General features: G+C 72.2%; 19 protein-coding genes. 9 read left to right on the top strand and 10 right to left on the bottom strand.

Going from position 1 to position 23862, the window contains the following annotated elements; all coding sequences use genetic code 11:
• Positions 1-53: 53 nt before the first annotated feature.
• From murD to rsmH, 7 genes are all read right to left on the bottom strand, one after another.
• On the bottom strand, positions 54-1496 hold the full coding sequence (gene murD / locus OG892_RS09495) for a UDP-N-acetylmuramoyl-L-alanine--D-glutamate ligase (RefSeq protein ID WP_371628905.1): 1443 nt from the start codon (positions 1494-1496) through the stop codon (positions 54-56).
• Positions 1478-2548: a phospho-N-acetylmuramoyl-pentapeptide-transferase gene (gene mraY / locus OG892_RS09500; protein WP_073735530.1), complete on the bottom strand. Its 1071-nt coding sequence runs from the start codon at positions 2546-2548 to the stop codon at positions 1478-1480. Before mraY ends, murD begins: the two co-directional genes overlap by 19 nt.
• A complete protein-coding gene (gene murF / locus OG892_RS09505; protein WP_073735531.1) occupies positions 2545-3951 on the bottom strand; it encodes a UDP-N-acetylmuramoyl-tripeptide--D-alanyl-D-alanine ligase in 1407 nt (468 codons plus the stop codon). Before murF ends, mraY begins: the two co-directional genes overlap by 4 nt.
• Before the next feature lie 4 nt (positions 3952-3955).
• Positions 3956-5674, bottom strand: coding sequence for a UDP-N-acetylmuramoyl-L-alanyl-D-glutamate--2,6-diaminopimelate ligase (locus OG892_RS09510; RefSeq protein WP_371628906.1), 1719 nt, complete (start codon positions 5672-5674; stop codon positions 3956-3958).
• A gap of 18 nt (positions 5675-5692) precedes the next feature.
• Positions 5693-7678, bottom strand: a complete 1986-nt coding sequence (locus tag OG892_RS09515) for a penicillin-binding protein 2 (RefSeq protein WP_073735533.1) — start codon at positions 7676-7678, stop codon at positions 5693-5695.
• Between the two features lie 4 nt (positions 7679-7682).
• A complete protein-coding gene (locus OG892_RS09520) occupies positions 7683-8219 on the bottom strand; it encodes a cell division protein FtsL (RefSeq protein WP_073735534.1) in 537 nt (178 codons plus the stop codon).
• Positions 8220-8322: 103 nt separating this feature from the next.
• Positions 8323-9288, bottom strand: a complete 966-nt coding sequence (rsmH, locus tag OG892_RS09525; protein WP_073735535.1) for a 16S rRNA (cytosine(1402)-N(4))-methyltransferase RsmH — start codon at positions 9286-9288, stop codon at positions 8323-8325.
• A 401-nt stretch (positions 9289-9689) separates the two neighbouring features.
• On the opposite strand from rsmH, the gene OG892_RS09530 reads away from it, so the two are divergent.
• The 4 genes from OG892_RS09530 to OG892_RS09545 all read left to right on the top strand — a co-directional run bounded on the left by OG892_RS09530 (position 9690) and on the right by OG892_RS09545 (position 15365).
• A complete protein-coding gene (locus OG892_RS09530; RefSeq protein WP_073735536.1) occupies positions 9690-10253 on the top strand; it encodes a carbonic anhydrase in 564 nt (187 codons plus the stop codon).
• A 243-nt stretch (positions 10254-10496) separates the two neighbouring features.
• Entirely contained in the window at positions 10497-11543 is a 1047-nt protein-coding gene (locus OG892_RS09535; protein WP_073735537.1) for a MoxR family ATPase, read from the top strand.
• Positions 11543-12928: a DUF58 domain-containing protein gene (locus OG892_RS09540; RefSeq protein ID WP_371628907.1), complete on the top strand. Its 1386-nt coding sequence runs from the start codon at positions 11543-11545 to the stop codon at positions 12926-12928. The genes OG892_RS09535 and OG892_RS09540 overlap by 1 nt, the downstream gene beginning before the upstream one ends.
• A 10-nt stretch (positions 12929-12938) precedes the next feature.
• Positions 12939-15365: a DUF3488 and transglutaminase-like domain-containing protein gene (locus tag OG892_RS09545; protein ID WP_073735539.1), complete on the top strand. Its 2427-nt coding sequence runs from the start codon at positions 12939-12941 to the stop codon at positions 15363-15365.
• A gap of 195 nt (positions 15366-15560) precedes the next feature.
• Here OG892_RS09545 and OG892_RS09550 read toward each other — a convergent pair whose 3' ends face one another.
• From OG892_RS09550 to OG892_RS09560, 3 genes are all read right to left on the bottom strand, one after another.
• A complete protein-coding gene (locus OG892_RS09550) occupies positions 15561-15959 on the bottom strand; it encodes a DUF3040 domain-containing protein (protein ID WP_024493487.1) in 399 nt (132 codons plus the stop codon).
• 284 nt (positions 15960-16243) lie between these two features.
• The gene (locus OG892_RS09555) at positions 16244-17002 is read right to left on the bottom strand and encodes a methyltransferase (protein ID WP_371628908.1); all 759 of its coding nucleotides are present in this window, start codon (positions 17000-17002) and stop codon (positions 16244-16246) included.
• Positions 17003-17104: 102 nt separating this feature from the next.
• A complete protein-coding gene (locus OG892_RS09560; protein WP_073735541.1) occupies positions 17105-17629 on the bottom strand; it encodes an SAV_6107 family HEPN domain-containing protein in 525 nt (174 codons plus the stop codon).
• 167 nt (positions 17630-17796) lie between these two features.
• On the opposite strand from OG892_RS09560, the gene OG892_RS09565 reads away from it, so the two are divergent.
• The 5 genes from OG892_RS09565 (at position 17797) to OG892_RS09585 (ending at position 23855) form a co-directional block, all read left to right on the top strand.
• Positions 17797-18612 (top strand): ATP-binding cassette domain-containing protein, encoded by an 816-nt coding sequence (locus OG892_RS09565; RefSeq protein ID WP_371628909.1) that lies wholly within the window; start codon positions 17797-17799, stop codon positions 18610-18612.
• Entirely contained in the window at positions 18584-20671 is a 2088-nt protein-coding gene (locus tag OG892_RS09570) for a YhgE/Pip family protein (RefSeq protein WP_371628910.1), read from the top strand. Before OG892_RS09565 ends, OG892_RS09570 begins: the two co-directional genes overlap by 29 nt.
• 29 nt (positions 20672-20700) lie before the next feature.
• On the top strand, positions 20701-21312 hold the full coding sequence (locus OG892_RS09575) for a TetR/AcrR family transcriptional regulator (RefSeq protein ID WP_073735544.1): 612 nt from the start codon (positions 20701-20703) through the stop codon (positions 21310-21312).
• Between the two features lie 376 nt (positions 21313-21688).
• Positions 21689-22306, top strand: coding sequence for a DUF4126 domain-containing protein (locus OG892_RS09580; protein ID WP_371628911.1), 618 nt, complete (start codon positions 21689-21691; stop codon positions 22304-22306).
• Between the two features lie 31 nt (positions 22307-22337).
• Positions 22338-23855 (top strand): phytoene desaturase family protein, encoded by a 1518-nt coding sequence (locus OG892_RS09585; protein ID WP_371628912.1) that lies wholly within the window; start codon positions 22338-22340, stop codon positions 23853-23855.
• Positions 23856-23862 lie beyond the last annotated feature (7 nt).

Genomic DNA, 23862 nt, shown 5'->3' on the forward strand with positions numbered 1-23862 from the left:
CTGCCGTACGCACCCGGTTGTCCCGGGACGGTACGGCGTGGAGGCCGGGCCCGTCAGGCGCTCTCGGCGGCGAGTGCGCGGACCGCGTCCGCGAAGGCCTCGCCCCGCTTGTTGTAGTTGGTGAACATGTCCATCGAGGCGCAGGCCGGGGCCATCAGTACGGTGTCTCCCGGCCGGGCGAGCCGTGCCGCCTCGCGGACCGCCTCCGACATCGCACCAGTGTCGGTCCGGTCGAGGTCGGTCACCGGGACCTCGGGCGCGTGTCGCGCGAGGGCTTCGCGGATCAGGGCGCGGTCGGCGCCCATCAGTACGACGCCCCGCAGGCGGCCCGCGCACCCGGTCACCAGCTCGTCGAAGGTGGCGCCCTTGGCCAGTCCGCCGGCGATCCAGACGATGGGCTCGTACGAGGCCAGCGAGGCTTCGGCGGCGTGGGTGTTGGTGGCCTTGGAGTCGTCGATGTACGTGACCCCGGCGACGTCCGCGACGTGCTCGATGCGGTGCGGGTCGGGGCGGAAGTTCCGCAGCCCGTCGCGCACGGCGGCCGGGGCGACGCCGAAGGCGCGGGCCAGCGCCGCGGCCGCCAGCGCGTTGGCGATGTTGTGCGGGGCGGGCGGGTTCACGTCCGCGACCTCGGCGAGCTCCTGGGCCTGCTTCTGCCGGTTCGTCACGAAGGCGCGGTCGACGAGGATTCCGTCGACGACCCCGAGCTGGGAGGGCCCGGGGGTACCGAGAGTGAAGCCGATCGCCCGGCAGCCCTCCTCGACGTCCGCCTCGCGCACCAGTTCCTCGGTGACCGCGTCCGCGACGTTGTAGACGCAGGCCACGGTGTTGCCCTCGTAGATCCGGCCCTTGTCCGCGACGTACGCCGCCATGGAGCCGTGCCAGTCGAGGTGGTCGGGGGCCAGGTTGAGTACGGCCGCGGAGTGGGCGCGCAGCGAGGGCGACCAGTGCAGCTGGTAGCTGGACAGCTCGACGGCGAGTACGTCGTACTTCTCGTCCCCGAGCACCGTGTCCAGGAGCGAGACGCCGATGTTGCCGACGGCGGCGGTGCGCAGACCGGCCGCCTCCAGGATCGAGGCGAGCATCCGGACGGTCGTGGTCTTGCCGTTGGTGCCGGTGACCGCGAGCCAGGGTGCCGGCTCGCGGCCGTCCTGTCCGCGCAGCCGCCAGGCGAGTTCGACGTCGCCCCAGACGGGGACGCCCGCCTCGGCGGCCGCGGCGAACAGCGGCTTGTCGGGCTTCCAGCCCGGGGTGGTGACGATGAGCTCGGTGGACCCGGGCAGGGTGGCCCCGTCGCCGAGGCGCACGGTGATGCCCTGCGCCTCCAGCTCCGCGGCCTGGGCGCGCGAGCGGTCGTCGTCCCCGTCGTTGACGACGGTGACGACGGCGCCGAGACCGTTCAGCACCCGGGCCGCCGGGATCCCGGAGACCCCGAGTCCGGCGACCGTGACGTGCTTGCCCCGCCAGTCCGTGTTGCTCACTTCTTGGCTGCCCATCCTGCGTAGAAGAGGCCGAGAGCGACGATCACGCACATGCCCTGGATGATCCAGAAGCGGACCACGACAAGGACTTCGGACCACCCCTTTAGTTCGAAGTGGTGCTGGAGCGGCGCCATCCGGAACACCCGCTTGCGGGTCATCTTGAACGAGCCGACCTGGATGACGACGGACATCGTGATCATCACGAAGAGGCCGCCGAGCACCGCCATCAGGAACTCCGTGCGGGAGCAGATCGCCAGACCGGCGAGCGCGCCGCCGAGGGCGAGCGAACCGGTGTCCCCCATGAAGATCTTGGCGGGCGAGGTGTTCCACCACAGGAATCCGAAGCAGGAGCCCATCAGGGCGGAGGCCACGACCGCGAGGTCGAGTGGATCTCGTACTTCGAAACAGGCGCTCGGGTTGGTGAGGGTGGCCGCGTTGGCGCAGGACTCCTGGAACTGCCAGAGCCCGATGAAGGTGTAGGCGCCGAAGACCATCACCGACGCACCGGTGGCGAGGCCGTCCAGACCGTCCGTCAGGTTCACGCCGTTGGACATGGCGAGAATCATGAACAGCGCCCAGACCACGAACAGCACCGGGCCGATCGACCAGCCGAAGTCCTCGACGAACGAGAGCTTGGTGGAGGCGGGGGTGTTGCCGCGGGCGTCGGCGAACTGGAGCGAGAGCACCGCGAAGGCGATGCCGACGATCAGCTGGCCGGCCATCTTCGCCCTGGCGCGCAGGCCGAGCGAGCGCTGCTTGACGATCTTGATGTAGTCGTCGAGGAAGCCGACGAGCCCCATCCCCGCCATCAGGAAGAGGACCAGCACGCCGGAGAAGCGCATGTCCTCGCCGGTGATCAGCTTCGAGGCGACGTACGCGATGATCGTCGCCAGGATGAAGGCGATGCCGCCCATGGTGGGCGTGCCCTTCTTCGATCCGTGGCTGCGCGGGCCGTCGTCCCGGATGAACTGCCCGTATCCCTTGCGGGCCAGCAGCTTGATCAGCAGCGGGGTACCGACCAGGGTCAGGAAGAGCCCGATGGCCCCCGCGAAGAGGATCTGCCTCATCGGCCGGCGACCTCGCCCTCGGTCGCGTTCTCCAGCAGTGCCGTAACGACCTGCTCCAGGCCGACCGACCGGGACGCCTTCACCAGCACGACGTCTCCCGGGCGCAGTTCACTGCGCAACAGGTCGACGGCAGCCTGCGCGTCGGACACATGCACCGACTCCTCACCCCACGAACCCTCGTTGTATGCGCCCAGTTGCAGCCAGGAGGCCTCTCTGCCCCCGACCGCGACGAGCTTGCTGACGTTGAGCCGGACGGCAAGCCGTCCGACCGCGTCGTGCTCGGTGAGCGAGGCGTCGCCGAGCTCGGCCATCTGGCCGAGCACCGCCCACGTACGACGCCCCTTCCCCATGGCGGCCAGCGCGCGCAGCGCGGCTCTCATGGATTCGGGGTTGGCGTTGTAGGCGTCATTGACGAACGTCACGCCGTCCGGACGCTCGGTGACCTCCATGCGCCAGCGGGAGAGGGTGCCCGCCTCGGAGAGCCCTTCGGCGATCTCGTCTGCGGACAGGCCCAACTCATGGGCGACGGCGGCCGCGGCGAGCGCGTTCGACACGTGGTGCTCACCGTACAGGCGCATGGTCACATCGCTGCACCCGGTGGGTGTGTGGAGGCGGAACGCGGGGCGTCCGTCGTCGGTGAGCCGCACGTTCTCTCCCCGTACGTCCGCTTCCGCGGCTTCGCCGAAGAGCAGAATCCGTGCCTTGGTGCGGGAGGTCATGGCGCGGACGAGCGGGTCGTCGGCGTTGAGTACGGCGAGACCCTCAGCGGGGAGGGACTCGACCATCTCGCCCTTGGCCTGGGCGATCTGCTCTCGGCCGCCGAACTCACCGATGTGCGCGGTGCCGACGTTCAGGACGAGGCCGATCCGGGGCGGGACGAGACCGGTGAGGTAGCAGATGTCACCGATGTAGCGCGCACCCATTTCGAGGACCAGGTGCCGGGTCTCCTCGGTGGCGCGCAGCGCGGTGAGCGGCAGACCGATCTCGTTGTTGAGGTTGCCCTCCGGGTAGACGGTGGGGCCCTTGCGCTCCAGGAGCTGGGCGATCAGGTCCTTGGTGGAGGTCTTGCCTGCGGATCCGGTGAGGGCGACCACGGTGGTGCCCAGGCGGCCGACGACGGCGCGGGAGAGCGCGCCGAGCGCCGCCACCACGTCGTCCACGACGATCGCGGGAACGCCGACGGGGCGGGCGGCCAGCACGACTGCCGCGCCCGCCTCGACGGCGCGCTGCGCGTAGTCGTGGCCGTCGACCCGTTCACCGGCGAAGGCGACGAAGAGGCTGCCTTGCTTCACCGCCCGGGAGTCGATGACGACTGGCCCGCTGACGGTTGCTGCCGGATCCGGTATGTCGTACGACTGCCCGCCGACGATTTCGGCGATCTCGGCGAGGGAAAGGGCGATCACTTGGTCATCCCTGACTGTTGTTCTCGTGGGTGGGGGCGCGGTGGGCGGCGCTCTCGTGTCCCATGGACCGCTCGATGGCCTCGCGCAGGACCACCCGGTCGTCGAAGGGGCGCACGACGCCGTGGATGTCCTGGCCCTGCTCGTGGCCCTTGCCCGCGACGATCACGGTGTCGCCCGGCCCGGCCCGACCGACCGCGGCGGCGATGGCGGCGGCCCGGTCGGCGTCGACCAGGACGTCGCCGCGTTCGTGCACCGGCACTTCCGCGGCGCCCGCGAGCATGGCGGCCAGGATGCCGAGGGGGTCCTCCGAGCGGGGGTTGTCGGAGGTCAGCACGGCGGTGTCGGAGAGCCGGGCGGCGGCCGCTCCCATCGGGCCGCGCTTGGTGGTGTCGCGGTCGCCGCCGCAGCCGAGGACGATGTGCAGCTTGCCCTCCGTGACCCGCTGGAGGGAGCGGAGCACCGATTCGACGGCGTCGGTCTTGTGCGCGTAGTCGACGAGCGCGAGATACGGCTGTCCGACGTCGATCCGCTCCAGCCGGCCGGGCACCCCGGGCACGACGGCGACGCCGTCGGCCGCGATCTGCGGGTCGATGCCCGCGACGGCGAGGGTGACGATCGCGGCCAGGGTGTTGGCGACGTTGAACGGTCCGGGCAGCGGGGCCCTGGCGGTGGCCCGTTCGTCCTTGGGGCTGACGACCGTGAAGGTGGAGCCGAGCCGGCCGACCTCGACGTCCTCGGCCCGCCAGTCGGCGTCCGGGTGGCCCTCCGCGGAGAAGGTGGTGATCGGGACCGACGCCTCGGTGATCAGCCTGCGGCCGTACTCGTCGTCGAAGTTGACGACGCCCTGCCTGCTGCGCTGCGGGGTGAACAGCCGCGCCTTGGCCTGGAAGTAGTCCTCCATGCCGGAGTGGAACTCCATGTGCTCCGGGCTGAGGTTGTTGAAGACGGCGACGTCGAAGACGCAGCCGTCGACCCGGCCGAGCACCAGGGCGTGGCTGGAGACCTCCATGGTCACCGCGTCGGCGCCGCGCTCGCGCATGACGGCGAGCAGGGCCTGCAGGTCGGTGGCCTCGGGCGTGGTCCGCTCGGACTTGATGCGCTCGTCGCCGATCCGCATCTCCACGGTGCCGATCAGGCCCGTGCTGCGCCCTGCGCCGCGGAAACCGCCCTCGATGAGGTAGGCGGTGGTGGTCTTGCCGGAGGTCCCGGTGATGCCGATCTGGAGCAGGTCCGTGCCGGGGTGCCCGTAGATCTCGGCGGCGAGTTCGCCCATCCGGCCGCGCGGGTCCTCGATGACCAGCACCGGGAGTCCGGTGGCGGCGGCGCGTTCGGCGCCCGCCGGGTCGGTGAGGATGGCGGCGGCGCCGAGGCCGGCCGCCTGGGCGGTGAAGTCGGCGCCGTGCAGGCGGGCGCCGGGCAGGGCCGCGTACACGTCTCCGGGGCGTACGGCCCGGGAGTCGTGGGTGATGCCGGTGACTTCGCCGGTACCCGGCGGTTCGACTCCCAGCCGGGCGGCCAGATCGGCGATGGAGGTCGGCCGCAGCCGATCCGGGCGGGGCGCTCCCGGGTAGTTCACAGGGGCGTCCTTCTGGGTGGTTCGGGACTGTTCAGCGTGGGACACGGCGGTGAGCGTACCGGGAGCACCCGGCCTCTCGCGAAGTGAGGGGCCGGGGCCGTGGTGGTTCCCGTTCCGGTTCCCTGGATCAGGGGTGATGGTTGTCACTGGAGGGTCTCCCCGAGTTCACTCGCCGGGTTTGAAGGACACCGGCAGCCTGGCCGGCTCGCTGCCGGAGGGTGCGGTCTGAAGCGTCTTGAGCGCGAATTCCATGACCTGCTTGTAGATGGGCCCGCAGATCTGGCCGCCGAAGTAGCCGCCCTTGGTGGGGTTCTGGATCGCACAGTAGACGGTGATCTGGGGGTTGTCGGCGGGGGCGAAACCGGCGAAGGAGGCGGTGTAGCCGTGGTAGCCGCCGCGTACCGGATCGACCCGGTTGGCCGTACCGGTCTTGCCCGCGACCCGGTAGCCGGGGATCTTGGCCTGGGTTCCGGTGCCCTCCTGGTCGCCGACCACCGACTCCAGCATCTTCGCGAGTGTCTTCGCCGTCTTCTCGCTGACCACCCGGGACTGCTCGGGGGCGTCCGCGGTGGTGAAGCGGCCGTCGGCCCCCTTGGTGCCGCGCACCAGGGTGGGTGCGATCCGGACCCCGCCGTTGGCGATCGTGGAGTAGATCGAGGCGGCCTGCATGGCGTTGAGCGAGAGCCCCTGGCCGAACGGGATCGTGTACTGCTGCGAGGTCGACCAGTCCTGCGGTTTGGCGAGGATGCCGGGGGTCTCACCCGGGTAGCCGAGTCCGGTCGGTGAGCCGATGCCGAACTTGCGCAGGTAGGAGTAGAGCGTCTTGTTGGCCTGGGCCTGCGTCTTGCCGAGCTGTCCGGCGGCCAGGATGGTGCCGATGTTGCTGGACTTGGCGAGTACGCCGTTGAGCGTCAGGGACCAGGTGGGGTGGTCGATGTCGTCCTTGAAGAGCCGGTCGCCGCGGTGCAGCCGGTTGGGGACGGTGACGTGGGTGCCGGGGGTGGCGGCCCCCTCCTCCAGCACTGCGGCCATGGACATGACCTTGCTGGTGGAGCCGGGCTCGTACACGTCCTGGAGCGCGGCGTTGCCCAGGGACGCGGCGTCGGCCTGCGAGAGGTCGTTGGGATCGAATCCGGGGGCGTTGGCCATGGCGAGCACCTCGCCGGTCCGGGTGTTCTGGACGACGACGTAGCCTCGGTCGGCCTTGGACTTCTCCACCTGTTCGGAGATGGCCTTCTGGGCCGCCCACTGGATGTCGCGGTCAATGGTGAGCTCGATGTCGGAGCCCGCGACGGCCGGGACCTCCTTGGTGCCCGCGGTGGGCACCCGGCGGCCTCCGGACTGGGCGTACTTGATCGTGCCGTCCTCGCCCGCCAGCTCCTTGTCCAGCTGCGATTCGAGGCCGCCCGCGCCCTTGCCCTCCGCGTTGACGTAGCCCAGTATCCCGGCGGCGAGCCCGCCGTTGGGGTAGACCCGCTTGGTGGTCGCCTCCTGGAAGACACCGGCGAGCACGTTGGCGCCGGGGCCGCCGGCCGCCTTGTCCTTGGCCGCCTTCTCCGCGAAGACCGACTTGAGGTCCTTGATCTGCTTCCAGACCTGCGGGGTCTGCCGGCGGGCGAGCACGGCGTACCGGCTCTTGGGCTTCGCGAGCTTCTTGGTCAGCTCTGCGGCGTCGGCGCCGAGGATGGGCGCGAGCAGGGCGGCCGCCTGCTGGGGGGCGTCCGGGGCCTTGCTGTCGGCCGGGGTGAACATCTTGGGGTCGGCGGTGATGTCGTACGCGTCGACGCTGGTGGCCAGCGCGATGCCGCTGCGGTCGGTGATCTCGCCGCGCTCGGCGGCGACGGTGTAGCTGAGGTAGCGGTTCTTGTCCGCCTTGGCGGCGTACGCGTTGGCGTCGACGGCCTGGACCTGGAGGAGCCGGACGACGAACGCGATCATGACGAGCGTCAGGGCGAGGCTGACCAGCCGGAGCCGGGGGCGCGGGCTGCCGAGCCGCAGCGGGCGGCCGGAGCGGGCGCGCGGGGCCGGCCGGCGCGCGGCCGGCGCGGACCGCCGTCGCGCGTCGGGGCGGGGCCGTCCGGAGCGGGGCGCCGCGCCGCGGGGGCGCGCCGGGCCGGGGACCCGGCGGCGCGGGGGTTCCTTGGAGGGCACTGCGTCACCTGCCGGGGCTCGAGGAGGTCTGGTCTGCCGGGGTACGCGGGGCCGCCGGGGTGCTCGGCGCGGCCGGGCCGGGGCCGGCGGCGGAGGTGCTCGGTCCGGTGGCCGCGCTGCCCGACGGGGTGGGGGCGCCGGACGCGGGCGAACCGGAGGGGGTCGCCGCGCTCGCGGGGGGCTGCGGCGGCGCGATGGTCTTCTGCGGGGGCGCGGGGGCCGGTTCCGAGGTGGCGGCGGAGGGCACGCCGCGGACCTTGCCGTCGGGGCCGAGGAAGACGGGGCTGCCGCCGGGGACCATGCCCAGTTCCCGGGCCCGCCGGGCGAGCGCGTCGGGTTCTGCGGAGCTGTCCACGTCGTGCTGGAGCGCCTGCTGCTCGTCGGTCAGGTCGGTGGTGCGCTTCTTCAGCTCGCTCAGCCGGAACGATCCTTCGTTGAGCGCGGAGTTGAGCACGAGCAGGGTGATCAGGCCGCCGCCCAGGAGCAGGACGACCAGCAGGACGAAGGGGGTCCGGGCGGCGTTGCTCGGCCCGGCCGGCATCAGCCGGGTGAGCCGTGCGGCACGCCCTTTCAACTGCCCGGCCGCTTTGCTCACCGCACCGCCCCGTCCCTCGGCCCTGTCAGCCCGCCGGGGTCCCGGGGGCTCATCGCTCCTCCGCCCTGATCCGCTGGGCGCCTCGCAGCCGGGCGGGGGCGGCGCGCCGGTTCTCGGCGACCTCCTCCTCCGTGGGCAGCTCCGCGCCCCGGGTCAGCAGCTTCAGCCGGGGCTGGTAGCGCTCGGGGACGACGGGCAGCCCGGCCGGAGCGGTGTTGGCGGCGCCCGCCGCGAGCACCTGCTTGACCAGCCGGTCCTCCAGCGAGTGGTACGAGAGGACGGCGATGCGCCCGCCCACGGCGAGGCTCCGTACCGCGGCCGGGATCGCCCGTTCCAGCACGGTCAGTTCGCCGTTGACCTCGATGCGCAGGGCCTGGAAGGTGCGTTTGGCGGGGTTGCCGCCGGTGCGCTTGGCGGCCTGCGGCAGTGAGTCGCGGATCAGCTCGACGAGCCGGGCGCTGTTGCTGAAGGGTTCCTTCTCGCGCTCGCGGACGACGGCGGAGACGATCCGCTTGGCCTGCTTCTCCTCGCCGTACGCCCGCAGGATCCGGACCAGTTCGCCGGGCGGATAGGTGTTGAGGACCTCGGCGGCGCCCATGCCGGTCGTCTGGTCCATGCGCATGTCGAGCGGGGCGTCCTGGGCGTACGCGAACCCGCGCTCCGCCTCGTCCAGCTGCATGGAGGAGACGCCGAGGTCGAACAGGACCCCCTGGACCTCGGGGACGCCGAGCCGGTCGAGCACCTCGGGCAGTTCGTCGTAGACGGCGTGCACCAGGGTGGCGCGGTCGCCGTAGGGGGCGAGCCGCTCACCCGAGAGGCGCAGCGCCTCCTTGTCCCGGTCCAGCGCGATCAGCCGCGCGGTGGGGAAGGCCGAGAGCAGCGCCTCGCTGTGTCCGCCGAGGCCCAGCGTGCAGTCGACGACCACGGGCTGCTGCGGTCCCGGTGCCTCCAGAGCCGGGGCCAACAGGTCCAGGCACCGCTGGAGCATCACCGGGACGTGTCGGGTCTGGCTCATGCGCCCTCTCAGGCTCAGGTCCCGGGTGGCGGCACGTACGGCCTGGTCCCCGCCCGCTCGCGAAGGGGAGGTCCGCCGGCGCCGGGGAAGGGGCGTCAGCCGACCGGCGAGCGGGAGAGGGCCGGGCCGTACGTACGCCGCGCACACGGGGAAACTTCGGAATGTGCAGGGTGTCGGTAACTTCCCGTCACTTTAGACCGACCGGCAGTCGGTCCTGCTCCACCCTGCCATTCGATCGATTCCCGATCAATCAACCCGGCAGCGCGTCGGCCCTCCCTTTGTTCACCCGGCCGGGTGACCGGGAGTGAGGCTTGTGGGTTACCTCACAACAAACCCCGTTGACGTTCTTTGTCCGCTTCCACGCCACGCCGGAGCGGTCGGGCCGGGCTAACGTCTTGTCCATGTCGATTTCCGCGCATTCCCCCGCCGAGCCGTCCGCCCCCGCCGCAGGCCGGGCCAACTCCGGCGGTACGGTCACCGACCGCCTCGTCGATGCGAACGGCGAGTACGCCGCCGAGTTCAGCGATCCCGGCATGGACGCGAAGCCGGTGCTGCGCGTCGCCGTCGTCGCCTGCATGGACGCCCGGCTCGACCTGCACAAGGCGCTCGGCCTGGCGCTCGGTGACTGTCACACCATCCGCAACGCGGGCGGCGTGGTCACCGATGACGTGATCCGCTCGCTGACCATCAGCCAGCGGGCCCTCGGCACCCGCAGCGTGATACTGATCCACCACACGAACTGCGGCATGGAGTCGATCACCGAGGAGTTCCGCCAGGAGCTCGAGGGCGAGGTCGGCCAGCGCCCGGTCTGGGCCGTGGAGGCCTACACCGACGCGGACCAGGATGTCCGGCAGTCGATCCAGCGGGTGCGCACCTCCCCGTTCCTGCTGCACAAGGACGACGTCCGAGGGTTTGTGTTCGACGTGACCACCGGTCTGCTGCGCGAGATCCTTCCGGCTTCCTGACCTCAGGAAAGACCCTTTCGGGCATCGAAAAACCCGCCCAACCCGACATATCGGCCCCAGTTGTCCACAGGCGAGTGACACGAAGCGGTAACGGCAACAAGAATGCGGGTGTGACACCCCGGTCGGACACCGTCCGCCGAGGTGTCCGTATTTCGGGGTGGGCCGGGCCGTACAGGAGCACCGGACCGTGACTGGGGAATCCCGTGCTCCTGGTGAGCGTGGGGCAGGGCCGAGGAGGGCCGGGTGACGACCTATGACGATCGAGCGAGCCTCACAGATCTGACCACCACAGCGGAGCGGGTGCGCAGGTCGGTGGAGAGTGTGATCGAGGGCAAGCCTGAGGTCGTACGGCTTTCGCTGACCGTGCTGCTCGCGGAGGGGCATCTGCTGATCGAGGATGTCCCCGGCGTCGGCAAGACCATGCTGGCCAAGGCGCTGGCGCGGTCCATCGACTGCTCGGTGCGGCGTATCCAGTTCACACCGGACCTGCTGCCCTCGGACATCACCGGGGTCTCCATCTTCGACCAGCAGCGCCGCGAGTTCGAGTTCAAACCGGGTGCGATCTTCGCCCAGATCGTGATCGGCGACGAGATCAACCGCGCCTCGCCCAAGACCCAGTCCGCGCTGCTGGAGTCGATGGAGGAGCGCCAGGTCACGATCGACGGGCACTCCTACGAGCTGCCCGATCCCTTCATGGTCGTGGCCACCCAGAACCCGGTGGAGATGGAGGGCACGTATCCGCTGCCCGAGGCCCAGCGCGACCGGTTCATGGCCAGGGTGTCGATCGGCTACCCCAGCCCGGAGGCCGAGCTGCAGATGCTCGATGTGCACGGCGGCGTCTCGCCCCTGGACGACCTCCAGCCGGTGGCACACGCACACGACATCGCGAAGCTGATCGAGGCCGTGCGCACGGTCCATGTCGCGGACGCGGTCCGCCGGTACGCGGTGCAGCTCGTCGGGGCGACCCGCAGCCATGCCGATCTCAGACTCGGCGCCTCGCCGCGCGCCACCCTGCACCTGCTGCGCGCGGCCAAGGCCACCGCGGCGCTGAGCGGGCGGGACTACTGCCTGCCGGACGACGTACAGGCACTGGCGGTCGCGGTGCTCGCACACCGGCTGCTGCCCACGGCCCAGGCCCAGCTGAACCGCCGTACCGCGGAGCAGGTCGTGCAGGAGATCCTCCAGCAGACCCCGGTGCCGACCGCCGCGGGCGGTGCGTCCGTCCCGGCCCCGCCGCATCAACCGGGCACCGCGTACGACACCCGGCAGCCCGGCGTACGGCGGCTCTGATGAGCGCCGGGGGGCCCACCGCGATGGACGACGGCGACGACAAGGGGGGCCTGCGGGCCGCTCTGAGCGGGCTGACCACCCGGGGCCGGTCCTTCCTCGCCGCCGGTATCGCCGCCGCGGTCTGCGCGTATGTGCTGGGCCAGGGGGATCTGCTGCGGGTCGGACTGCTGCTCGCCGTGCTGCCGCTGGTCTGTGTGGCGGTGCTCTTCCGGACCCGGTACCGGGTCGCGGGGACCAGGCGGCTCTCGCCGTCCCGGGTGTCCGCGGGCACGGAGGCGCGGGTCCACCTGCGGATGGACAACGTCTCGCGGCTGCCCACCGGCCTGCTGATGCTTCAGGACCGGGTGCCGTACGTGCTCGGTCCCCGGCCCCGCTTCGTCCTGGACCGGGTGGAGGCGGGCGGCCGGCGCGAGGTGTCCTACCGGGTGCGGTCCGATCTGCGGGGACGCTATCCGCTCGGCCCGTTGCAGCTGCGGCTGAGCGATCCGTTCGGGATGTGCGAGCTGACGCGTTCGTTCACCGCGTACGACTCCCTCGTCGTCATACCCCGGACCGAACCGCTGCCGCCGGTGCGGCTGGCGGGCGAGTCCTCCGGGTACGGCGAGGGGCGGCAGCGGTCCCTGGCGCTGGCCGGCGAGGACGACGTGATCCCGCGCGGCTACCGGCACGGCGACGATCTGCGCCGCGTCCACTGGCGCTCGACCGCGCGCTACGGCGAGCTGATGGTGCGCCGTGAGGAGCAGCCGCAGCGGGCCAGATGCACGGTGCTGCTGGACACCCGGCAGATCGCCTACCAGGGGACGGGGCCCGACTCGGCGTTCGAGTGGGCGGTGTCCGGGGCAGCCTCCGCGCTGATGCACATGCTGGAACGGGGCTTCTCCGTCCGGCTCCTGACGGACGAGGGCAACGCGCTCCCGGTCGAGGGGGCGAGCGGATTCTCCGGCTCCGGCCAGGACCCGGCGGCCGCGGCCGGGCTGATGATGGACACCCTCGCCGAGGTGGACAACTCCGACGGGGGCGGTCTCTCCCGGGCGTACGACGTGCTGCGCGGCGGCAACGAGGGTCTGCTGATCGCCTTCCTGGGCGAACTGGACGAGGAGCAGGCGGCGGTGGCCGCCCGGATGCGGCAGCGCAGCGGTGGTGCCGTCGCCTTCGTACTGGACAGCGCCGCCTGGGTGCACGGTGAGTCGCCCGCCGCGGAGGAGGCGTCCGAACAGCGGCTGCGGCTGCTGCGCGAGTCGGGGTGGACGGCGGTCGCGGTGAAGCCCGGCACCGGACTCGCCGGGCTGTGGCAGCAGGCGAGCCATCTCGGTTCGCTCACCCAGTCCGCGGCCGTGGGCGGCTCGACGGGCGGTACGACAGGTTTCTCCGGTGGTTGGTCATGAGGGGACGGGCATGAGCGGTCGTGGTCGGCTGGCGCTGTGCGCCTATGCGGCGACGCTGATGGCGGCGTGTTCGATGCTGCCGCTGGTCGATCCGGTCAGCTGGCTGGTGCAGGCCGCGTTCCTGCTGGCCATCCAGTACGGGGTGGGTGCGCTCGGCCGCCGGGTGCCGCTGCCGCGGCTGCTGACCGTCGCCGTGCAGCTGCTGGTCACGCTGATGCTGCTCACCGTGGCGTTCGCCCGGGAGCAGGCGCTGGCGGGGTTCCTGCCGGGGCCGCAGACCGTGATGCTGCTCGCGGATCTGCTGTCGGAGGGTGCCGATGACGTCAGCCGGTACGCGATTCCGGCTCCGGCCACGGCGGGCATCCGGCTGATGCTGGTGGGCGGTGTGCTGCTGGTCGGTCTGGCGGTGGACGTGCTGGCGGTGACGTTCCGCAGTGCCGCGCCGGCCGGGCTCCCCCTGCTGGCCCTGTACTCCGTCGCGGCAGGGCTGTCGGACGGCGGCGCGGACTGGCTGTGGTTCCTCCTCGCCGCCTGCGGCTACCTGCTTCTGCTGCTGGCCGAGGGGCGCGACCGGCTCTCGCAGTGGGGACGGGTCTTCGCCGGTGCGGCCGGGCCCGCCAGAGGTCCGGTCGGTGGCGGCCTGTCGGGCGGCGGAGCGCTCGCGCCGGTGCGCACGGGGCGGCGGATCGGCGCGCTGGCCCTGGGAATCGCGCTGGTCGTGCCCGCGGCGCTGCCCGCTCTCGACAGCGGTCTGCTGTCCGGTTCGGGGGCCGGCAACGGGAAGGGGGGCGGTGGCGGCACCATCTCCGCGGTGAACCCGCTCGTCTCCCTGCAGAACAACCTCAACCAGCCGGAGAACCGGCAGGTGATGTCCTACCGCACCAACTCGAACAGCCCACAGGACTTCTATCTGCGGATCCTGGCGCTGGACCAGTTCAACGGCAACGAATGGCGGGCGTCGACCCGTCGGCTGAAGGACGTGCCGAAGCGGCTGCCGAGCCCCGGGGGGCTGTCCCCGGAGGTCGCGGTCACGGAGATCAGCTCGAACATCTCCGCGTCCAGTTCGTACCGGCAGACGTATCTGCCGCTGCCCTATCCGGCGACCGAGGTCCGGGTCGGCGGGCACTGGCGGTACGAGTCCGAGGGGCGCACCCTCGTCGGTGACGGCGGGGAGACGACCCAGGGGGCGCAGTACCAGGTGTCCAGCCTGGTCGTGCAACCGACGTCGGACCAGCTGGCCGACGCGGGACCGGCCCCGGCCGCCATCCAGCGCGAGTACACCCGGGTGCCCGACTCGCTGCCGAAGGTGGTCAGGGAGACGGCGGACAAGGTGACGCGGGGCGCCGGAAACGCCTACGAGCAGGCGGTGAAGCTGCAGGACTACTTCGCCTCCGAGGGCGGGTTCACCTACAACACCTCGGTGAACTCCGGCACCGGCAGCGCGGCGATCGGCCGCTTCCTGAAGGACAAGGAGGGCTTCTGCGTCCACTTCTCCTTCACGATGGCCGCGATGGCCCGGACGCTCGGGATTCCCGCCAGGGTCGCCATCGGCTTCACTCCGGGGACCACGCAGTCGGACGGTTCTACGTCGGTCGGGCTGCGCGATGCGCACGCCTGGCCGGAGCTGTATTTCGAGGGCGTGGGCTGGACCCGGTTCGAGCCGACGCCGACGCGTGGCACCGCCCCGTCGTACACCCTGCCGGACGCCCCCTCGGGCGATCCGGCCGGTCCGGACCGGCCGGAGACGGGCGCGTCGGCCGCCACGCCGGTCGCCCCGTCCGCCTCGGAGAGCTGCCCGGCGCAGTCGCGCAAGCAGGGCGAGTGCGGCAACACGGTGGCGCCGGGAGCGGTGGGCCCGACGGATTCGGGGACGCCGACCGGCACGGTGGTCGGCGTGATCCTGCTGGTGGTGCTCGTCCTGCTGCTGCCGATGCTGCCGATGCTCTGGCGGATCCGGGCACGGGCCCGCAGGCTGGGCTTCTCCGCCGGGCGTACGCCGGGTGACGTCACCGCCAGAACGCTGGCCGCCTGGCGGGAGATCACCGATACGGCGTGGGACCACGGCATCGTCCCGGACGAGTCCCTGACCCCGCGCAAGGCCGCGGAGCGCCTCGTGCGGCTGGGACGGCTCGACACCAACGGGGCCGAGGCGGTGCACCGGGTGGCGGGCGCGGTGGAGCAGGTCCTCTACGCGCCGGAGCCGCGGCCCGAGGCGGGGCTCTCCGAGGACGTGCAGACCGTACGGGCCGCACTGCGGGCCTCCGTCGGCGGGCTGCTCCGGCTCCGCGCGATCGTGGCACCGCGCTCGGCCGTACGGGTGGTGTGGGCGGCCTCTGACCGCCGGGCAGCGCTGACCGCCCGGTGGCACCTGCCCCGGCGACCGGCCTGGCTGCGGCGACCGGCCTGGTCGCGGCGCCCGTCCGGCCAGGAGGGCTGACACCGCCTGACACCGCCCCGGTGTCCGGGTGGGCTGCCGGGCCCGCCCGGACGCCGGGCTCACACCCGCCGGGCTCACACCGTCCGACCGGTGTCCCCCTGGCGTTCTCCCGGGGCGGACACACCTGTGCGGACACACGTGTGAGGGGCGGCCGCAGAAATGCGACCGCCCCTCACCCATAAGTGTTCGAAGCGCTTACTGGCCCTGCTCATCGCGGCGGCGCTGCCACCGCTGCTCGATCCGGTTCATCACGGTCCGGCGCTGTTTGGGCTGTCGACGCTCGCCCCCGCCTCCGGTCCCTGCTGTCTGTTGCTCGCCGGGCTTGGGCGCTTTGCGCCAGCCCGTGACCGCGAGCACCGCGCAGCCCAGCATGACGAGGAACCCCACCACGCTGATCCAGATCTGCTGGGCGACCATTCCGGCCATGAGGAGCGCGATACCCACCAGGAAGCCAGCAACTGCCTGGTAGACCCGTCGCCGGGTGTACGTACGCAGCCCGCTTCCCTCAAGCGCTGTCGCGAACTTGGGATCTTCGGCGTACAGCGCTCGCTCCATTTGCTCGAGCATTCGCTGCTCGTGCTCCGAGAGCGGCACGGAGTCCTCCTCGTCGTCGGCCGCGGGGGGCGGCCGGTATGCGGCCCTTCCAGGATAGGCAGGGAATCGTCCCCGTGAAACCCGCCCTCATTGCCAATCAGCCAGTCCGGGCCGCCACGACGGCTCAGCTGCTGAGGCGTTGATTCCCCAACCTCCGATCCATCATGCCGGATGGTGTCCTCCGATCATACGGGGCTCAGGCGCTGATCGGGGCTGCTGGGCCGTACTCCGTCTGCGGCTGCGTTGCTGATCAGCCGCGCTAGCGGCGTGATACGGCCGGTGGCTCAGGCCTGCCTGGCACCCAGAACGTGCAGCTGGGTCGCCACCGAATGGAAAGCCGGCAGTTCCGCGGCCGCCGTCTCCAGCTTGAGCAGGGCTTCCATCGCGCCGGGCTCGGTGTCCACCAGCACGCCCGGAACGAGGTCCGCGAAGACGCGTACGCCGTGCACCGCGCCGACCTCGGCACCGGCCGCGGAGACCAGCTCGGTGAGCTGCTCGGCCGTGTAGCGCCGGGGCATCGGGTCGCCGTCGCCCCAGCGGCCCGCCGGGTCGCTGAGCGCCTGCCTGGCCTCGGTGAAGTGGCCGGCGAGCGCACGGGCCAGGACCGCGCCGCCCAGCCCGGCGGCGAGCAGGCTGAGGGCGCCTCCCGGCCGGAGCGCGTCCACCGCGTTGCGCACGCCCTGTGCGGGGTCGTCCACGTACTCCAGGACTCCGTGGCAGAGCGCCGCGTCGTAGCCACCGCGCCCGACCACGTCGAACAGGCCGAGGATGTCGCCCTGGACACCGTGGACCCGGTCTGCCACCCCGGCCTCCGCGGCGCGGCGCTCCAGCGCGAAGAGCGCGTTGGGGCTGGGGTCGACGACGGTGACCCGGTGGCCGAGGCGGGCCACCGGCACGGCGAAGTTGCCCGTGCCGCCGCCGGTGTCCACTACGTCCAGGGCATCCCTGCCGGTCGCCTTGACCTGACGGTCGAGGGCGTCCTTGAGGACCTCCCAGACCACGGCGGTACGGAGGGAGGCGCGGGGGCGCAGCTGGTCCGACACGGCAGTTGACTCCTCGGCACGGGCCGCCGCTGGGGGCGGAGCGTGAACAGCGCAGGTGATAGGTCCCGACCACCCTATTGCCTCGCGCCGCCCGCACCGCCCTCACTCGTCGGAGCGCTCCCCGCGGGGCTGCGGGAGCACCGGCTGGAGGACCAGCAGCCGCTCCACCAGGCGCAGGAACATCGCCGCGTCACGCAGCAGATCGTCCGCGTCACGCCGGCCCGCCGCACCGGGTATGCCCGCCTCCGCACGGGCCCGGCGCCGGGCACCGGAGGCGAACAGCGCGCTCCACTCGGTCAGCTCGGGGGCGAGCTCGGGGAGGACCTCCCAGGCGCTGCGGATCTTCTCGCGCCGCCGCCGGGAGGGCTCGGGGCGCCCCCGGACGGCGAGCACGGCGGCGGCGGTGCGCAGCGCGGCGAGGTGGGCGGTGGCATACCGCTCGTTGGGCACGTCGAGAACAGCTGCCTCTTCGAGGCCGGCGCGGGCCTGGGCGAGGAGATCGAGAGCGGCGGGCGGCGCCGTGGCGCGCCGGAGAACGGGGTGGACGTCGTGCGCCGGACCGGTCGGTGAGGGGGCAGGGCCGTCTGCGCGGCGTCGCGGGGCGGCTGCTGCGGACGAGTGGGCCATGACAGAACCTCCTGTCTCGTAACGGCTCGGTGGCCGTCTGTATCCATCGTGACGGCCCCCACTGACAATCGGCCCCGATCGCCTCCTGACCTGGGATTTTGCTTCGATCGCAAGTTCGGGCTACCTTTTTGTACTGACCAGTCAGTTCAAATGGATGGGGAGAGCTTGTGGACAGCCCGCACGGGGCCGCCGTCACCGCCGGGAATCTCGGGCTCAAGGGGCCGCGCGGCTGGGCCTTCCGGGATGTGACCTTCAGCGCCGGGCCCGGCTCCCTGGTCGCGGTCGAGGGCCCCTCCGGCTCCGGCCGCACCTGCCTGCTGCTCACCCTCACCGGCCGGATGCGCCCGTCGGAGGGCCGCGCGGAGACCGGCGGGCTGCGCCTGCCGCGCCGGGCCGCCGCCGTACGGCGCATCGCCGCACTGGGACCCGTGCCGGGGGTCAGCGAGCTGGACCCGGCCCTCACGGTCGCCGAGCACCTGCGCGAACGCGCCCTGCTCCAGCGCCGCTACGACGGGTCCCTGCGCGCCCTGCTGCGCCCGCGCCGCGAGCGCGCCGCCGCGGCCGGGGCCCGGATCGACGCGGCACTGGACGCGGCCGGGCTCGCCCCCGCCACCCTGCCCAAGGCCGAACGGACCTGCGTACGGGATCTGGAGCGGCTGGAGGCACTGCGGCTCTCCGTCGCCCTCGCCCTGATCGGGCGGCCGGCGCTGATCGCGGTGGACGACGCCGACCTGAAACTCTCCGACGCCGAACGCGCCGAGGCCTGGGAACTGCTGCGCGCCCTCGCCGCCGACGGTACGACCGTGCTGGCCGTGTGCAGCGGCCCGGCCCCGAAGGACGCGGTGACCGTACGCACGGGAGCCGGCACCACAGAGAGCACCGCCGACACCGGCACCACCAGCACCACCAGCACCACCAAGAACAGCACCGACACGGACGACGAAGGGACCGCCGATGCGTTCGCCGCGACTGGCCGCTCTTGAGCTGCGACGCTTCGGCCGGGGCAGGCTGCCGAGGGCCGCCCTCGCCGCCCTCCTGCTGCTGCCACTGCTCTACGGCGCCCTGTACCTGTGGTCGTTCTGGGACCCGTACGGCCGCCTGGACCGCATCCCGGTCGCCCTGGTCAACGACGACAAGGGCGCCGCCGCCGAGGGCGAGCGCATCGAGGCCGGGGACGAGATCACTGGAAAGCTGCTCGACTCCAAGGTCTTCGACTGGCACGAGGTCAGCGCGAAGGAGGCCGACAAGGGCGTCGAGGACGGCACGTACTACCTCTCGCTGCGCATGCCGTCGGACTTCAGCGAGCGCATCGCCTCCAGCTCCGGGGACTCCCCCGAGACCGGCGCGCTCCAGGTGCGCACCAACGACGCGAACAACTACATCGTCGGCCAGATCTCCCGGACGGTCTTCTCCGAGGTCCGCACCGCCGCCTCTGCCAACGCCTCGCGCGGCTTCCTGGACCGGATCTTCATCAACTTCTCCGATCTCCACGACGCGACGGCGAAGGCCGCCAAGGGCGCCGACGATCTCCGGGGCGGCATCGGCAAGGCGAAGAAGGGCTCCAAGGACCTCGCGGACGGGCTGAAGGACGCGAAGGCGGGCAGCAGCCGGCTGGCCGGCGGCATCGTCAAGCTGAACACCGGCGCGGGCGACCTGAAGACCGGCTCGCACCAGGTCGCGGACGGCACGCAGTTGCTCGCCGACAAGGTGAACGCGGTGGCGGCCGACATCCGCCCGTTCCTGAAGGACAACGGAAAGTCGATCGGGGACACCGCCCGGCTGGTGGCCGATTCCTCGCAGACCGTACGGGACAACCTCGACGTGCTGGTCGAGGCCGCGCCCGCCGCCGCCACCGCGGCGCACACGGCATCCGACGATCTCGCCGCCGTCCACCGCACCCGGTGCGAGGAGCAGCCGCTCCCCGACGCCACCGTCTGCGCACCGCTCAAGCGGGCCGTGACGGCCGCCGCCGATGTGGCGGCCGTGGCCGACGACGTGAACGTCCTGGTGACGAACCAGCACGGGGACCTCAAGACGCTCCGGGGCCAACTGGCCACCCTGCAGAAGCAGGCCGACGCCCTCGCCGAGCGCTCACCGCACCTGGACGAGGACCTGAGCGGCGCGGTCAAGAAGATCAACGCGCTCAACACCGGCGCCCACAAGGTCGCCAAGGGCGCCGCCCAGCTGCACACCGGGCTGGCCACGGCCCAGACGGGTTCGGCCGAGCTGAACACCGGCGTGGGCGATCTGAAGAAGGGCGCGACGAGCCTGGACGGCGGGATGGTCCGGCTCAAGGACGGTTCGGCCACCCTCGCCCAGGGACTCAACGAGGGGGCCGGCAAGATCCCCGACTACGACAAGAAGGACCGTGACGCCCGTACCGGGGTGATGGCCGACCCGGTGCAGCTCGCATCCCAGTCGCTGCACGCCGCCCCGAACTACGGCACCGGCTTCGCGCCGTACTTCATCCCGCTCTCCCTCTGGGTCGGCGCGATGGTGGCGTACATGCTGATCCAGCCGCTGAACCGGCGCGCGCTTGCCGCCGGGGCCCCGGCCTGGCGGATCGCCCTCGCGGGCTGGCTGCCGGTGGCGGCGATCGGGCTGCTCCAGGTGGCCGCCCTGATGTCCGTACTGCACTGGGGCCTCGGACTGCAGATGGTCCGGGCAGCCGGGACGGTCGGCTTCCTGGCGCTGGTGACCTGCTGTTTCGCCGCGATCGTGCAGTGGCTGAACGCCCGCTTCGGGGCGGCGGGGCGCATCCTCGTCCTCGCGGTGCTGATGCTCCAGCTGACCTCGGCCGGGGGCACTTACCCCGTCCAGACCAGTCCGGGCTTCTTCAACGCGATCCATCCCTATCTGCCGATGAGCTACGTCGTCGAGGGGCTGCGCCGGCTGATCACGGGCGGCGGGCTCGGCCCTGTCTGGCAGGGCTGCGCGGTGCTGACGGCCTTCACCGCGGGCGCTCTCGCGCTGACCGCCGTCTCGGCGCGCCGCAAGCAGATGTGGACCGTGGACCGGCTGCACCCGGAGCTGAGCCTGTGAGCAGCCCGGGACCTGTGAGAATCAGGAGCATGGAAAGCAGTAGCACCACGCGCCGCCAGGCCACCCGGCAGAAGCTCTACGAGGCGGCCGTGACCCTCATCGCCGAGAAGGGCTTCTCGGCCACCACGGTGGACGAGATCGCCGAGCGCGCCGGGGTCGCCAAGGGCACGGTCTACTACAACTTCAAGAGCAAGACCGAGCTGTTCGAGGAGTTGCTGCGGCACGGCGTCGGACTGCTCACCGCCTCGCTGCGTGCGGCGGAGGAGGAGACCGACGCCCGGGGCGGCAGCCGGGTCGAGGCACTGGACGCCATGATCCGGGCGGGTCTGGCCTTCATCGACCGCTATCCCGCCTTCACCCAGCTGTACGTGGCGGAGCTCTGGCGCACGAACCGGGCCTGGCAGGCGACCCTACTGGTGGTGCGTCAGGAGGCCGTCGCCGTGGTCGAGGGAGTGCTCAGGGCGGGAGTCGCGGGCGGCGAGCTCAGCGAGGAGATCGACATCCCGCTGACGGCGGCCGCGCTCGTCGGCATGGTGCTGGTGGCGGCGCTGGACTGGCAGGCGTTCCAGCCGGAGCGGTCGATCGACGACGTGCACTCGGCGCTGTCCCTGCTGCTGCACGGCCGCGTCAGCGGGCGCTGACCCGGCCGTGCCGCGAGCCCACAGGCTCCGGCGGTCCGGACGCACGACGACGCCGGTCCGACCGGGCCCGATCCCCCCGGGCCTCGCCTGACCGGCGTCATCCGTACTGCCGGAGAGCCTCCCCCGTGACCCCGTTCGTTCCCCCGTGGTCCCGGGCCCTCCGTCGCTGCCCCCGTTCGGACGGGGCGCCGCGGCTGTTCCGCCGCCCCGTGCCGGCGGTACCGTCGCGGCGCCCCTCCCGTGGTCACCACTCTGCCGTCCGCGCAGGTCGCGGCCCATCCGCGTCCCTACTCATCTCGCGTACTAGGTACGGATACTCAGACCTGCGCACCGAAGCCCTCCCGCGCCCGTACGCCGACTGGTTACGATCGCGTCCGTGTCCGTACTCCCCCTGGTGTTCACGAGCGGCTGGGCGAGCGGGATCAACGCCTACGCGGTGGTCCTCCTCCTCGGCATATTCGGCGCGACCGGTGTGAGCGACGAGGTGCCCGCCTCGCTCCAGCGCACCGATGTGCTCGTCGTGGCCGGTGTGCTCTTCCTGTGCGAGCTGGTGGCCGACAAGATCCCCTACGTGGACTCGGTCTGGGACACCGCCCACACCGTCATCAGGCCGGTCTCCGGAGCGGTCGTCGCGGCGCTGCTGGCGGGCGGGGACGGTTCGCTGCCGGAGCTGGCGGCCGGGGCCGTCGGCGGTTCCACCGCGCTGGTGAGCCATCTGGTGAAGGCGGGCACCAGGATGGCGGTCAACACCTCGCCGGAGCCGTTCAGCAACATCGCCATGAGCACGGTCGAGGACCTGGGCGTGGCCGGGGTCGTCACGTTCGCCATATTCCATCCCTGGATCGCGGCCACCATCGCCGGGACGCTGCTGGTGCTCGGTCTGGTGATACTGGCCTTCCTGGCCTCCCGCATCCGCCGGTTCCTGCGCCGCAGGGCGCAGCGGCGGGAGGAGAAGCGGCCGACCGCCGTCCCTTCCCGGTGGCCTGACGGCTGAGCCGTCGGTGGCGGCCGTTAAGGTCGCTGCCATGGCACGTATTGCGGTGATCGGCGCCGGGATGGGCGCGATGTCGGCGGCGGCCCGGCTGGCCGTGGCAGGCCACCGGGTGACGGTGTACGAGCGGTCCGAGACCTTCGGCGGCTCGCTCGGCCGCCATGCCCAGGGCGGCTTCGCTTTCGACACCGGGCCCTCCCTGCTGCATCTGCCCGCGGTCTACCGCGACCTGTTCGTGAAGACGGGCAAGGAGCCGCTGGAGCGGTGCGTCACGCTGTCCCAGGTCGATCCGGCGAGCCGTCATGTCTTCGCGGACGGCACCTCGGTGTCGCTGCCGAACGCCTCGCGGTCCGGAGTCGTCACGGCGCTGGACGCCGCGCTCGGGGACGGTGCGGGTGAGCGCTGGGGCGCGTTCCTGGACCGGGCCGGGGATGCCTGGGACCGGTCCAGGCGGCCCTTGCTGGAGGAGCCGCTGCGCCCCGACTGGCAGGTGCTGGCCCGCGATCCTTATCCGGCCCCGGTGCGGCGGCGGCTGCTGCGCCCGGCGTTGCGGGCCGGCACGGTGGCGGAGGTCGGTTCCTGGGAGCTGGCGGACCCCCGGCTGGCCGCCCTGTTCGACGGGTACGCGCTGTCCTACGGCCTGGATCCGCAGCACGCCCCGGCGAGCGCGGCCCTGCTGCCGTACATGGAGGAGACGTTCGGCAGCTGGTACGTCTCCGGCGGCATGCGGGCGCTGGCGCAGGCGGTGTACGAGCGGTGCCTTGCCCGCAAAGTGGAGTTCGTCTTCGGCGCCGAGGTGGCCCGGGTGGTGGAGAAGGACGGCCGGGCGGCCGGTGTGGAGCTGGCCGACGGGACGGTCCGCGAAGCCGCCCATGTGGTGCTGGGTGCCCAGCCGCGCCCGGCGCTGATGCCCGGTCAGGAGATCTGGCGGGACGGCGATGTGACGGTTCAGCCCCGGCCGGGCGGCGCCGGGGCGACGGGCCGGTTCCTGGTGCTGCTGTCACTGCGCGGCGCCCGTCCCTCGGATGCCGCGCACCGGACGCTGGTTCATCCGGCGGACGGGGCGGCCGAGCGCGCGGCGGTGTTCGGCGGCCGGCTCGCCGCGCGCCCCACGGTGACGGTGCTGCGCCCCGACGACCCCTCGACCCGTCCCGACGCGGCCCACGAGGCGGTGACCCTGATGGCGACGGTCGCCCCGCACGGCGCGGTGGACTGGACGGACGCCGCGCTGCGCAAGCGGTACGCGGACACCCTGATCGACGCGGCGGAGGCGGCCGTGCCCGGTCTGCGCGAACGCGTGCTCCACGCGGAGGTGCGGACGCCCGCGGAGACGGAGGCGGAGACCGGCGCGGCGGGCGGCGCGGTTCCGCCGCCCGCGCTGGCCGGGGCCGGGGGCGGGTATCTGCACGCGGGCAACAGCACCCGGGTGCCCGGCCTGCTGCTGGCGGGCGGCTGGTCTCATCCGGGCGGCGGGCCGGCGCACGCGGGGATGTCGGGGACGCTGGTCGCGGGGCTGATCGTCGAGGGGGACGGCTTCCGCGGATCGCAGTGAGGCGGGC

This window comes from Streptomyces sp. NBC_00341 (assembly GCF_041435055.1).
GTDB lineage: Bacteria > Actinomycetota > Actinomycetes > Streptomycetales > Streptomycetaceae > Streptomyces.